The sequence below is a fragment of the Streptomyces sp. NPDC001068 genome (assembly GCF_042897315.1).
In the GTDB taxonomy this organism is placed as follows: domain Bacteria; phylum Actinomycetota; class Actinomycetes; order Streptomycetales; family Streptomycetaceae; genus Streptomyces.
In genome coordinates this window covers 38307-50391 of record NZ_JBIAYD010000001.1, presented here as the reverse complement: position 1 = coordinate 50391, position 12085 = coordinate 38307, and the positions used below count along the sequence as shown (strand labels likewise).

Below are 12085 nucleotides of genomic sequence, written 5' to 3'. Positions count from 1 at the left end.
GTAACCCGGGCGGGTGAAGTGGCGTAAATGGGATGAATTGCCCGGTCCCGGTTCCCCTGGCAAGGTGGCCCCATGGCTGATCGGGGAGCGAGCGCTCCGTCTCTCCCGGACGACTGGCCCGCCCACCCGGACCACCCGATCCTGGCGCTCAACCGGCTGGGCACCTTCGACTGGGACCTGGACGCCGGTCTGTTCCACATGGACGCCCAGGCGTACCAGGTCTTCGACCTGACCCCCGAGGAGTACGACGGACGCCCGGAGAGCCTCTCCGTCCGGGTACCCCTGACGGAGGGGAGCCGGCTGGACGCGGTGGTCTCGCAGGCCATCAAGGACGGCAGCGAGAACTACGGCGCGTACTTCCGCATCCGGCGCCGCGACGGCACCCCGCGCTGGACCCACACCCAGGGCTACATCCGGCGCGACGAGACCGGCCGGCCGCGCCGCGTCGTCGGCGTGGTCCGGGACGCCACCCAGGAGCTGGAGGACAGCGAGGCACGCAGTCTGCGGGCCGCCCAGGACCACGCGCTGCGCCGGCAGACCGGTGTCGTCCAGGTGGTCACCGCGGCCCTGGCGCACGCCCGCAGCGTCCAGGACGTCATCGACGCCCTCAAGGACACCCAGGGCATCCCCAACCTGGGCGCCACCAGCCTGGTGATGGGCCTGGTGGAGGCCGGCCGGATCCGGCTGGTAGCGGAGGGCCCGGTGGGCAGCTTCGTACCGGGCACCCGGATCACCCGGACGGACGAGCCCTATCCGATGAGCGAGGTGGTGCGGACCCTCGGCCCGCGGTTCATCGAGTCGCCGGAGGAGTTCGCCGAGGGCTACCCGATCCTGTGGCCGCACATCACCGAGCTGCACATCACCTCGGCCGCCTACCTCCCGCTGATCGCCCAGGCCCGCCCGATCGGTGCCATGGGCCTGCTCTACAACGACCGGCTCGGCTTCTCCGCCGAGGAACGCGCCGTCCTGGTCGCCCTCGGCAGCAGCATCGCGCAGAGCCTGCAGCGGGCCATGCTCTACGAGCAGGAGAAGGACCTCGCCCAAGGGCTCCAGCAGGCGATGCTGCCGCGCACCATCCCCAGCGTGCGCGGCGCCGACGTGGCGGTCCGCTACCGCTCCGCGTCCGCCGGGGGCGGCGCGCTGGGCCGGGACATCGGCGGCGACTGGTACGACCTGATCCCGCTGCCGGGCGGCCGGGTCGGGGCGGTCATCGGGGACGTCCAGGGGCACGACACGCACGCGGCGGCCGTCATGGGCCAGCTGCGGATCGTGCTGCGCGCCTACGCCGCCGAGGGCCACGCCCCGGCGACCGTGATGGCCCGCGCCTCGGTCTTCCTGGACGAGCTCGACACGGACCGCTTCGCGACCTGCCTGTACGCCGAGGCCGACCTGTCCACCGGCGTCGTCCAGGTGGTCCGCGCCGGGCACATCGACCCGCTGGTCCGCGCGGCCGACGGAAGCTGCCGGAAGGTCCACGTGGCGGGCGGGCTGCCGCTCGGCCTGTCCGCCGAGTTCAAGAGCCTCGAGTACCCGGTGTCCACGCTGGAGCTCAACTCCGGCGAGACGCTGCTGCTGTGCACCGACGGGCTGGTCGAACAGCCCGGCACGGACCTCGGGGACGGGATGCGATGCCTGATGCGGCAGGTCGCCGCGGGTCCTGAGGACGTGCGCGCGCTCGCCGACCGGCTGATCGAGGTCGCCGAGGACCGGGGCGGCGACGACGACGTGGCTCTGCTCCTGCTGCGCCGCGGCCCGGACAGCGCGCAGGCGGTGGGCCGCCTGCGGCAGCACGTGGCCCCGGGCGACCCGGAGGCGCTCACCCTGGCCCGGCACCTGGTCCGGGCCGCGGTCCGCGCCTGGGGCGCCGGGGACCGCGCCGACGAGATCGAGCTGGTCACCGACGAACTGATCACCAACGCGCTGATGCACACCGAGGGCTCGGCGATCGTCACCCTCTGGGTGCTGGGTGGCGGCGGCGACCGGCGGTTGCGCGTCGAGGTCGAGGACTCCTCCAGCGCCCTGCCGCGCAGGCGCGAGGCGGGCGAGGACGGGGTGTCCGGGCGGGGCCTGCTGCTGGTCGACGAGATCACCGACGTGTGGGGTGTGGAGGCGCGCGGCGGCGGCAAGGCGGTGTGGTGCGAGTTCCGGATGCCCGGGCCCGCCTGACCCCGGGGGCCGCGGGTGGCACCCTGGACGCATGCCCGAACTGCCCGAGGTCGAAGCGCTCAGGGAATTCCTGACCGAGAACCTGGTCGGTCACGAGGTGGTGCGCGTCCTGCCGGCCGCCATCAGCGTGCTGAAGACGTACGACCCTCCCCTCGGGGCCTTCGAGGGCAGCGAGGTCGTCGCCGTGCACCGGCACGGCAAGTTCCTGGACATCGAGGGCGACGGAGGCCTGCGGTTCGTCACCCATCTGGCCCGCGCGGGCTGGCTGCACTGGAAGGACCGGCTGCCGGACGGCCCGCCCCGTCCCGGCAAGGGCCCGCTGGCGCTGCGGGTGGCCCTGGAGACCGGCGCGGGCTTCGACCTCACCGAGGCGGGCACCCAGAAGAAGCTCGCCGTGTACATCGTCCGCGACCCGGCCGAGGTGCCCGGCATCGCGCGGCTCGGTCCCGACCCGCTGGCCGCCGACTTCGACGAGGACCGGTTCGCCGCGCTGCTCGCGGGCGAGCGGCGGCAGCTCAAGGGTGCCCTGCGTGACCAGGGCCTGATCGCCGGGGTGGGCAACGCCTACAGCGACGAGATCCTGCACGCGGCGAGGATGTCCCCGTTCAAGCTCGCCGCCTCCCTGACGCCCGAGGAGGTCCACGGGCTGTACCGGGCGCTGCGCACCACCCTCACCGAAGCGGTGGAGCGCTCCCACGGCCTGGCGGCGGGCCGGCTCAAGTCGGAGAAGAAGAGCGGGCTGCGGGTCCACGGCCGGACCGGCGAGCCCTGCCCGGTGTGCGGCGACACCATTCGCGAGGTCTCCTTCAGCGACTCCTCGCTGCAGTACTGCCCGACCTGCCAGACGGGCGGCAAGCCGCTCGCGGACCGCCGGATGTCCCGGCTGCTCAAGTGACCGGCCCTCACTGGGGGTCCAGGGTGACCAGGCGCTGCCCGTCGGCGTTGCGCACCTCGTAGCGGTCGATCTCGTCGGGGTGCATCGAGGAACCGCCCGTCATGGTGGACACCCGGTCGTCGTGGTCCCGTTCCGCCCAGGTGGTCACGATCTGCTCGGAGCCGTCCCGGCCGACCGCGACCAGCCGGCAGGAGCGCGGTCCGCCGGAGTCCTTGACCCGGAGTTCGATCGCGCTGCCGGAGTCCGTGTCCTCGGACTTCACCTGTGCCCACACGCCCGACCGGGTGTCGGTGGACGCGGTGACGTGGACGGCCGGCGGCGCGTCGTGACCGCTGTACGCCACGATGCCGGGGCCGACGACCGCGAACACCACCGAGGCGGCGAGGCCGTAGAGGACCCTGCGCCTTTTGACCCGGTGCCGGCTGGCGACCTCCGTGAGCAGCCGGTCGAGCAGCCGGGGTGCCGGCTGGGCCATGGGGTGCACGAAGCGCGGTGTGGCCCGGCGGTACAGCATCAACTGCCGTGCCGCGGGGCCGAACTCGGTCACGTGTGCCGTGCAGCTGGGGCACTCCATGAGATGGTCCTCGAAGCGGAAGGCCTCCGCCTCGTCCAGCACGCCGAGCGCGTACGCGCCGACGTCGCGATGCCTTTCCAGGGACCTCATGCCGAATCCTCGTGCCGTGAGTGCGGGTGGGGGTTACTCATTGCTCCTTGCTCCCACCCGTACGCAGTCGGCCGCCGTTTCACTCAAGGCACGTACAGAATCGTAATCAACGGATTCGGAGCGGCCGGGCCCGCGGATTGGTGCCGATTCAAAAAAGATGGATGGCGAGATGTCCGAGGGGCAGACCGAGCCGCCAGGCGGGGGTCCACACCTTGGGTCCGTCGTCCTCGCCGAACACCGAGCCGCCGCCCGGCACCGCGTCCAGGTCGGGCGCGAGCAGCTCGGTCTCCTCCAGCCAGCGCCAGGCCTCCGTGGCCAGATCCAGGTCGGGCGAGGGCCCGCCCGACTCCGTCGCCTCGGCGGACAGCCAGGCGATGCGGTCACCCACCCAGTCCTGCCACGGCTGGTCGTACGCCGTCAGTGAAAGCCAGTTCTCCAACTGGGACACGACCCGGATGCCCGACAGTTCGCCGTCCGTGTCGGAGAGGAAGATCGTCAACGCCAGCGCGTCCCGGCCGGCCCGGAACTCGAAGGACGTCGGCGGCATGAGATCGCCGGTGCGCAGCAGCTCGTCGGCGATGTACTCGGCGTACAGCCAGGCCATCGGGATCGCCAGGTCCCCGCTCCCGGCCCCGTCCGTGCTCTCTTGACCTCTGTGCAGCATCCCGTCCTGCCTTCCTCCGGTGCGCGCGTGGCCCCGACTCCGGGTCCGTCCCTCTCCCGGTGCGGAACACGGATGAAGACAGCTGATTGCTCAAACATGGTCCTCAGCAAGGCGCTTTACCGAGGTTTGACCTGGCTTGCGGTTTCAGCCCAGGTCGGGTGCATAACCGGGGAGAACCCGGCGCAGGGCCCGCAGCGCGTAGTACGCCCGCGATTTCACGGTACCGGGTGGAATGCCGAGGGTCTCGGCGGCCTCCGCCACACTCGCCCCCTGGAAATACACCAGCACCAGGACGTCACGGTGTTCCGGGGTGAGAGTCTTCACAGCCTCCCGCACGTCCAGCGCCGCGGCGGCGCGTTCGGCGTGGTCGCCGACGGCCCGGGTGTTCTCCAGGACGGCGTCGTGCACCTCGGGCGGCCGCGCCTGCCGGGCCCGGCGCGCGTCGATGGCGAGCCGCCGGCCGACCGTCAGCAGCCAGGGCAGCACGGAGTCGAAGTCGTCGGCGCGCAGCGCCTCGGGATGCTGCCAGGCGCGCACGAGGGTCTCCTGCACGAGGTCCTCGGCCCGTTGCCGGTCGCCGTCGCTGAGCCGCAGCAGCAGCGCGAAGAGCGGGCGGCCGTGCTCGCGCTGCAGTGCGGCGAGCTCGTGCTCGGCGGTCGTCGTCCCGTCGGGAAGGGTGGTTCCGGCCGTCATGGCCGTATGGCACCGCAGGGCCGGGCGGGGGGACAGGGCGTGCGCGGGGATGTGCGGCGGACGGTCGATCGGGTCGGCGAACGGTGCGACGAACGGTCCGTCACCCCCCTTACCCCACCCGGATGGGTCAATCGGGGCGCCTGAGTTGTTTGCGACCCGGTCCGGCTTCGTACCCATTGATCTGTAAATCGGACAAGGCTTGCGACTCTGGGGTGCTCCTGATGATCAATCGCAGACGCCAGGTGGCCCTGGCCCTGACCGCCCTGCTCGCCACCGCAGCCGCCTGCCAGAACCACGCACGGCAGGAGAACGCCGCCCCGTCCGGCCGGCCGGCACCCTCGGTGCCCGCCCCCGGCGGCGGCTTCACCCTCGTGGCCTCGGGCGACGTGATGCCGCAGAAGTCGGCGCTGGACCACGCGAACCTCGACGCCAACGGCAACGGGTACGACTTCCGCCCGATGCTCTCCGGTGTCGAACCCGTCGTCGCGCACGCGGATCTGGCGCTCTGCCACCTGGCGGCCGTGACCGAGGCGGGCGACGCGGGCGGCGGGGAGCCCGACCCGAACGCGGTCACCGCCCCGCCGCAGCTCCCCGAGGGGCTCGCGGCCATCGGGTACGACAGCTGCTCCACCGCCTCCGACCGCGCTCTCGACGGGGGCGCCGACGGAATCCAGCGCACCCTCACCGACCTGGACCGGACGGGCCTGCGGCACACGGGCACCGCCCGCACCCAGGCCGAGGCGGCCACCGTCACCCTGCTCGACGCGGGGCGCACCAGGGTCGCGCACCTCTCCTACACCTTCGACGTCAACGGCAACGCCCTGCCGTCCGGGCAGCCCTGGGCGGTCAACCTCCTGGACGAGAACCGCGTCCTCGCCGACGCGCGCGCCGCCCGGCAGGCCGGCGCCGACGTGGTTGTCCTCTCCGTGCACTGGGGCACCGACGGCGAGGACGCGCCCGACGAGCAGCAGCTCACCCTGGCCAAGCGGCTCACCGCGGCCCGGACCGGCGGCCGCCCCGACATCGACCTGATCCTCGGCACCCACGCCCACATCCCGCAGGCGTACGAGAAGGTCAACGGCACCTGGGTCGTCTACAGCCTCGGCGACCAGATCGCCGGCGAGCTCAACAACCGCCAGGGCAAACAGGACCCGCGCGGCAACCAGTCCACCCTCGCCCGCTTCACCTTCACCCCGCCGGCCGGTCCCGGCGGCCGCTGGGAGGTGGCCAAGGCCGAGTTCATCCCCCAGCTGTACGACATCGACTCGGGCCGGGTCGTCGACCTGAACGCGGCCATCGCCCAGGGGGCCGACTACACCGCCGTGCGGGACGGCATCCGGGACGTCGTGCTCGGCCGCGGCGCGGCCAAGGACGGACTGGTGATGGGGGAGTAGCCGGTCCTCACTCCACGTCGACGTGGTCGAACGTCCGCAGCAGTTCCCTCAGCACCCGTACGCAGGCCGTGATGTCGGCGTCGGTCAGACCGCCGCCGACCTGCCGGTTCACCGCGTGTTCGCGGGCGAGGATCGCGGTGATCACGGTCCGGCCCTCGTCCGTGAGCCGGATCAGGGAGGAGCGCTGGTGCGCCGGGTTGGGGACGGCCTCGGCCCAGCCGTGCGCCACCGCCTCGTTCACCGTGCGCTGCACGAACTGCCGGCTCAGCGCCATGATCCGGCCCATCTGGGGCACGGTCATCGGCTCGAAGCGGTGCAGCAGGTCCAGTACGGAGCGCACGCCGACCGAGGCCCCCTCGACCTGCTCGCCCAGTTCGATCTTGCGGAAGGCGCGCCGGTAGAGCGGACCGACGAGGTCGTACACCTCGGTGATGCGCTCGCCCAGCTCGTCGGGGGCGAGGGGCCTGTCGATGTCGTTCACCCGGCCATCATGCACCGGGCCGCGGTGACACCCCGGGTGTCACAGTCGTCATGACAACCCAGTTGTCAAAATCCCCCGAAGATGACACCTTGGTTGTCATGAATGGTGCTGCGGACGTCCGCCTCTTCCCGTCCTCCGACGGCGACCTCGCCTACCTCGACACCGGCTCCGGCGACCCGGTGGTCCTGCTCCACTCCGGATACGTCGACCACCGCTTCTGGTCCGGGCAGATCCCGGCGCTCGCCGCCGGGTACCGGGTCATCGCCCCCGACGTCCGTGGGCACGGGGCCTCCGCCAACGCGAGCAAGCCCTTCCGCTGGGCCGACGACCTCGCCGCACTGCTGCGCCACCTCGACACCGGGCCGGCCGTCCTCGTCGGCGTGTCGATGGGCGGGGTGATCGCCACCGACACCGTGCTGGAACACCCCGGGCTGGTCCGCGCGGTGGTCACCTGCGGGGCCGTCACCGGCGACTTCCAGTACACGGACCCCTGGCACACGGCGCTCCGGGCCGAGTACGCCCGCACTCTGGGCGCCGGTGACGTCGAGGGCTGGCTCGACGCCTTCGTGCGGGGGGTGGCGGGCGAACACCGCGACCTCGACGCACTGGACCCCGAGATCCCGCGCCGGCTCCGCGAGATGGCCGCGCACACCCTCTCCAAGCACGCTCCCGGCGAGCCGGACCTGCACGTGCCGGTGACCGGCTCCTGGTCCCGGCTCCCGAAGATCGACGTCCCGGTCCTCGCCGTCAACGGGAGCCTGGAACCGGCCGGTCTGCTCGCGGCCGCCGAACGCCTCGCACGGGAGGTGCCCGACGGCCGCGCCGAGATCGTCGAGGGCGCCGACCACTACCCGAACCTGGAACGGCCGGACCTCTTCGACGAGCTCCTGCTCGGCTTCCTGCGCTCGCTCTAACGCCCGGCCAGCCGCGACCTCTTGTACGAGTAGCCGAAGTAGATCACGCACCCGATCGCGAACCAGACCGCGAACCGCACCCAGGTCTCCCAGGCGAGGAACGTGATCAGCCAGACCGAGAAGACGACACCCAGCGCCGGCACGAACGGCATCCACGGGGTGCGGAAGGCACGCGGCAGGTCCGGCTGCCGGTAGCGCAGCACGATCACCGCCACGCACACCACCACGAACGCCAGCAGGATGCCGATGTTGGTGAGTTCGGCCGCCTCGCCGATCGGCACGAACCCGGCGAGCAGCGCCGAGGCCACCCCGACGATCCAGGTCACCCGGGTCGGCACGTGCCGCGTCGGGTGCGTCTTCGCGAACCACCCGGGCAGCAGCCCGTCCCGGGACATCGAGAACCAGACCCGGGTCACACCCAGCATGAAGGTGAACATCACGGTGAGGATGCCGATGATCGCCCCCACCGCGATCACGTCCGCGAGCCCGCTCAGCCCCACCGACTTGAACGCCGTGGAGAAGCCGCTCTCCGGGTCGATGTGCCTGTAGTCCTGCATGCCCGTCAGGACCAGACAGGCCGCCACGTACAGCACCATGGAGATCGCCAGCGAGTAGATGATCGCCTTCGGCATGTGCCGCTGCGCGTCCTTCGACTCCTCGGCCGCCGTCGACATCGCGTCGTACCCGAAGACCGCGAAGAACACCGTGGCCGCACCCGTGAACGCCCCGCCGGCACCGAACGGGAAGAAGGGGTGGTAGTTCCCGGAGCTGATGTGGAACACCCCGACGCCGATCACCAGCAGCACCACCAGCACCTTGAGCACCACCACGACCATCTCGAAGCGGGCCGCGCTGCGGATGCCCAGGTTGAGGAGATAGGCGATCAGCAGGCAGAGCAGAGCCGCGAACAGGTCGAACCGGTGACCCGCCCCGGTGCCGGGCGCGCCCAGCATCCACCGCGGCAGCTCCGCGCCCATCTCCTCGACCAGGAAGCCGAAGTACCCCGAGATGCCGATCGCGACCACCGCCACGATCGCCGTGTACTCCAGGAGCAGGTCCCAGCCGATGAACCAGCCCGCGAACTCCCCGAGCACCGCGTAGCCGTACGTGTACGCCGAACCCGCCTTCGGGATCATCCCGGCGAACTCGGCGTAGGACAGGGCGGCGCAGGCGCTCGCCAGACCGGCGATCAGGAAGGAGAGCAGCACGGCCGGGCCCGCCGTCTCGTTGGCGACCGTGCCGGCGAGGGTGAAGATGCCCGCGCCGATGATGCCGCCCACGCCGATGGCGGTCAGCTGCCAGAGGCCCAGCGATCTGTCCAGCCGGGGTCCCTCACCGGTCTCGGCCTCCTCGATGTGTTCGATGGGTTTGCGGCGGAGAATTCCTTCGCCCGTACGGAGCTTGGCCATCTGCCCCACCTCTCGCCGATCGCGAACGGCTGACGGCGGATCATGATGGCTCAGGGGCGTCACGGACGGAAGACGCCACGCACGCTCTCGGCCCAGCCGGGCACCCAGGTCCCGGCCGCGGGCCGGGGCGGCCGGGCGTCGCCCAGATGGGCGCGCAGGACGGCCAGCGCCGGGTGCGGATTGGCGGCCGTCCACACCAGGGAGTGCGGATAGACGGGGGTGGGGTCCGCCAGGGGGATGCGGCGCAGGTCGTAGCCCTGTGGCCAGACCAGCCGGGTCCGCTCGCTGACCAGCGTCGCCAGGGTGCCGGACCCGGCCACCGCCTCCTGCACCGCCCCGCTGAAGTTGGGGCCCGAGGAGTCGATGGTCAGGCCGAACTCGGCGGCGAGGGAGGCGTAGTAGGCGGCCCACTCGGTGCCCTCGACGATGCCCGGCATCCAGATCCGGTGCCCGGCCAGCTCCCCGGGCGAGACCGTGTCCCGGTCGGCGAGGGCGTGCCCCGGGCCGGTGAGCAGCTGCACCGGCTCGTCGTACACCCGTGCCGCCTCGACACCCCGGGGGAGCGGACGGCCCGGCATGGCGACGGCCCGGAAGGACGCGTCGACCGCGCCCGAGCGCAGGGCGGTGAGCGCCGAGTCGACGTCGAAGAGCGTGACGACGTCCAGGGCGATCTCCGGGTGCGCCTCGTGGAATCCGCGCAGCAGCGCCGCCGGGGCGAGCCGCGATCCGACCACGTCGACCCGCAGCGGCCGCCGACCCGACCGCACGGAGGCCCTCGCCCGCTCCTCGGCGAGCAGCAGCTCGCGGGCGGGCGGCAGGAAGGTCCGGCCGTCCACGGTCAGCTCGGCGCCCCGGGGCGTCCGGGTGAACAGCCGCACCCCCAGCTCCCTCTCCAGCGCCGCGATCCGCTTGGAGACGGCCTGCTGGGTGACCGCGAGGACGGCGGCGGCCTCCTGGAACTGACCCGCGTCGGCGACGGCGACGAAGGTGCGCACGGCGGTCAGGTCCACGCCCCCACCGTACAACCGCTGGTTGTGACACACGCCCGGGGAGTTGTTTGATTCGACGGCCACCTGCACGTTTTCATGTCCCGGGTCAACGGGAGGTTGTGCATGGGGCGGCGGTTCGGGTGGCTGTGGGCCGCGTACTCGGTCAGCGTGCTGGGGACCTGGCTCGCGTTCGACGCGTTCCCGCTGATCGCGGTCCTGGTCCTGCACGCGGGCGCGGCCCAGGTGGCGCTGCTCGCCGCGACCGGGCCCGCGGTGGGCGCCCTGCTGGCGGTGCCGCTCGGGCCCTGGGTCGAGTTCCGGCGCAAGCGGCCGGTGATGGCCGGGACGGACCTCGTCCGGTGCGGCGCGCTGCTGAGCGTCCCCGCCGCCTACGCGCTCGGCGTCCTCGACATCGCCCAGCTGACGGTGGTCTCCGTGGTGGTCGCCGCCGCCGACATCACCTTCAACGCGGCCTCCGGAGCCTTCCTGAAGTCACTCGTGCCGCGCGACCGGCTGCTGACCGCGAACGCCCGCTTCGAGTCCACGATGTGGACCGCCACCGTCCTCGGCCCCCCGCTCGGCGGTGCCGCGATCGGCGTGTTCGGCCCGATCGTGACGGTGGTCGCGAACGCGGTCAGCTTCCTGCTGTCGGCCCTGGGCGTCCGCGCCGTGGGCGGCGGCGAACCGGAGCCCCCGCGCAAGGGGACCGGACGTCCGCGGGCCGCGGACCTGCTCGACGGCTGGCGGCACATCCTCACCAGCCCCGAGCTGCGGCCCGTCTTCCTCAACGTGGCCCTGGTCAACGGCCTGATCATGGCCACCGCGCCGCTGCTGGCCGTCCTGATGCTCGGCCCCCTCGGGTTCCCGCCCTGGGAGTACGGCCTCGCCTTCGCCGTGCCCTGTCTGGGCGGCCTCGTCGGCTCCCGCCTGGCCCGTCCTCTCGTCGCCCGGTACGGGCAGCGCCGGGTCCTGCTCACCTCCGGCGTGCTGCGCGCCCTGTGGTCCCTCGGCCTGGCCTTCGTCGGGCCGGGGCTGCCCGGGCTGCTGCTGATCATGGTCACCGAGTTCGGTCTCATACTCTGCGCCGGAGTCTTCAACCCGGTGCTGGCCACCCACCGCCTCGACCACACCCCGGACGACCGCGTCGCCCGCACCCTGTCCGCCTGGTCGGTCGGCACCAAGGCGTCCATCGCCACCCTGACCGCCCTGTGGGGAGCGCTGGCGAGTCTCACCGGTACGCGCACCGCGATCGCCGCGGCCGGGATCCTGCTGCTCGCGACCCCGGCACTGCTCCCGCGCACCGGTGACCGGGCTACGGCACCACCGTCACCGGCCACCGTCCCGCCTTCACCAGACGGATCGCCACCGAACCGATGAACCGGTGGCCGGCCTGCTCGGAGGCGCCCACCACGACCGCGTCCGCCTTCAGTTCGTCGGCCGCCTTCACCAGGCCGCCGTAGGGGTCGCCGCGGAAGGTGTGGAACTCCCAGCGCACCTCGAATATCCCCTTGAGCCGCTCGGCCGCGTCCCGGATCTGGGCGACCAGGTCCTCCGCGATCTCGTCGGTCGTCTCCGCCACCGGCGCCCCCAGCGCGGCACCGGCCGCCAGCACCGGCTGCACGTACACGACGGCGAGCAGCGCGCGCTGCCGCCGGGCCAGACCGGCGGCGTAGGAGGCCGCGCGCCACGACGAGTCCGAGCCGTCCACACCGGCCACGATGACCTTGGGGCCGTCCGTGCCCCGCTCGAACTGGTGTTGTTCCGCCACGCCCCGAGGCTATCGGAATTCACCGGTCCGGTGAGTGCCCGGGGTGGC

General features: G+C 72.4%; 12 protein-coding genes. 5 read left to right on the top strand and 7 right to left on the bottom strand.

The window, feature by feature from the left end; translation table 11 throughout:
* The first annotated feature begins 72 nt into the window (after positions 1-72).
* Complete coding sequence (locus ACFY3I_RS00225; protein ID WP_390858646.1) at positions 73-2166, top strand: SpoIIE family protein phosphatase; 2094 nt, start codon at positions 73-75, stop codon at positions 2164-2166.
* Between the two features lie 31 nt (positions 2167-2197).
* Positions 2198-3061, top strand: a complete 864-nt coding sequence (locus ACFY3I_RS00220; RefSeq protein ID WP_390858645.1) for an Fpg/Nei family DNA glycosylase — start codon at positions 2198-2200, stop codon at positions 3059-3061.
* Positions 3062-3068: 7 nt separating this feature from the next.
* Here ACFY3I_RS00220 and ACFY3I_RS00215 read toward each other — a convergent pair whose 3' ends face one another.
* From ACFY3I_RS00215 to ACFY3I_RS00205, 3 genes are all read right to left on the bottom strand, one after another.
* Positions 3069-3725, bottom strand: a complete 657-nt coding sequence (locus tag ACFY3I_RS00215; protein ID WP_390858644.1) for a zf-HC2 domain-containing protein — start codon at positions 3723-3725, stop codon at positions 3069-3071.
* Between the two features lie 148 nt (positions 3726-3873).
* Positions 3874-4389, bottom strand: coding sequence for a hypothetical protein (locus ACFY3I_RS00210; protein ID WP_365286217.1), 516 nt, complete (start codon positions 4387-4389; stop codon positions 3874-3876).
* A gap of 144 nt (positions 4390-4533) precedes the next feature.
* Entirely contained in the window at positions 4534-5082 is a 549-nt protein-coding gene (locus ACFY3I_RS00205) for a sigma-70 family RNA polymerase sigma factor (RefSeq protein WP_365286215.1), read from the bottom strand.
* Positions 5083-5303: 221 nt separating this feature from the next.
* Between ACFY3I_RS00205 and ACFY3I_RS00200 the strand changes: the two genes are divergently transcribed.
* Positions 5304-6476, top strand: coding sequence for a CapA family protein (locus tag ACFY3I_RS00200; RefSeq protein ID WP_390858643.1), 1173 nt, complete (start codon positions 5304-5306; stop codon positions 6474-6476).
* Between the two features lie 7 nt (positions 6477-6483).
* Here ACFY3I_RS00200 and ACFY3I_RS00195 read toward each other — a convergent pair whose 3' ends face one another.
* A complete protein-coding gene (locus tag ACFY3I_RS00195) occupies positions 6484-6957 on the bottom strand; it encodes a MarR family winged helix-turn-helix transcriptional regulator (RefSeq protein ID WP_390858642.1) in 474 nt (157 codons plus the stop codon).
* Between the two features lie 98 nt (positions 6958-7055).
* On the opposite strand from ACFY3I_RS00195, the gene ACFY3I_RS00190 reads away from it, so the two are divergent.
* Positions 7056-7871 carry an alpha/beta fold hydrolase gene (locus ACFY3I_RS00190; RefSeq protein WP_390858641.1) on the top strand — a complete coding sequence of 272 codons (816 nt, stop codon included), beginning with the start codon at positions 7056-7058 and terminating at the stop codon, positions 7869-7871.
* Here ACFY3I_RS00190 and ACFY3I_RS00185 read toward each other — a convergent pair.
* Positions 7868-9280, bottom strand: coding sequence for an amino acid permease (locus ACFY3I_RS00185; protein ID WP_390858640.1), 1413 nt, complete (start codon positions 9278-9280; stop codon positions 7868-7870). The genes ACFY3I_RS00190 and ACFY3I_RS00185 overlap by 4 nt on opposite strands.
* Positions 9281-9339: 59 nt before the next feature.
* The gene (locus ACFY3I_RS00180) at positions 9340-10290 is read right to left on the bottom strand and encodes a LysR family transcriptional regulator (protein ID WP_390858639.1); all 951 of its coding nucleotides are present in this window, start codon (positions 10288-10290) and stop codon (positions 9340-9342) included.
* A 102-nt stretch (positions 10291-10392) separates the two neighbouring features.
* Here ACFY3I_RS00180 and ACFY3I_RS00175 point away from each other — a divergent pair, with 102 nt between their 5' ends.
* The gene (locus ACFY3I_RS00175; RefSeq protein ID WP_390858638.1) at positions 10393-11646 is read left to right on the top strand and encodes an MFS transporter; all 1254 of its coding nucleotides are present in this window, start codon (positions 10393-10395) and stop codon (positions 11644-11646) included.
* Here ACFY3I_RS00175 and ACFY3I_RS00170 read toward each other — a convergent pair.
* On the bottom strand, positions 11582-12037 hold the full coding sequence (locus ACFY3I_RS00170; protein ID WP_365286200.1) for a universal stress protein: 456 nt from the start codon (positions 12035-12037) through the stop codon (positions 11582-11584). The two genes, ACFY3I_RS00175 and ACFY3I_RS00170, sit on opposite strands and share 65 nt — an antisense overlap.
* Positions 12038-12085: the final 48 nt, after the last annotated feature.

Coding starts and splice junctions, on each gene's coding strand:
- ACFY3I_RS00175 (WP_390858638.1), top strand. CDS start 10,393: ATGGGGCGGCGGTTCGGGTGGCTGTGGGCCGCGTACTCGGTCAGCGTG.
- ACFY3I_RS00215 (WP_390858644.1), bottom strand. CDS start 3,725: ATGAGGTCCCTGGAAAGGCATCGCGACGTCGGCGCGTACGCGCTCGGC.
- ACFY3I_RS00200 (WP_390858643.1), top strand. CDS start 5,304: ATGATCAATCGCAGACGCCAGGTGGCCCTGGCCCTGACCGCCCTGCTC.
- ACFY3I_RS00220 (WP_390858645.1), top strand. CDS start 2,198: ATGCCCGAACTGCCCGAGGTCGAAGCGCTCAGGGAATTCCTGACCGAG.
- ACFY3I_RS00190 (WP_390858641.1), top strand. CDS start 7,056: ATGAATGGTGCTGCGGACGTCCGCCTCTTCCCGTCCTCCGACGGCGAC.
- ACFY3I_RS00225 (WP_390858646.1), top strand. CDS start 73: ATGGCTGATCGGGGAGCGAGCGCTCCGTCTCTCCCGGACGACTGGCCC.
- ACFY3I_RS00205 (WP_365286215.1), bottom strand. CDS start 5,082: ATGACGGCCGGAACCACCCTTCCCGACGGGACGACGACCGCCGAGCAC.
- ACFY3I_RS00185 (WP_390858640.1), bottom strand. CDS start 9,280: ATGGCCAAGCTCCGTACGGGCGAAGGAATTCTCCGCCGCAAACCCATC.
- ACFY3I_RS00210 (WP_365286217.1), bottom strand. CDS start 4,389: ATGCTGCACAGAGGTCAAGAGAGCACGGACGGGGCCGGGAGCGGGGAC.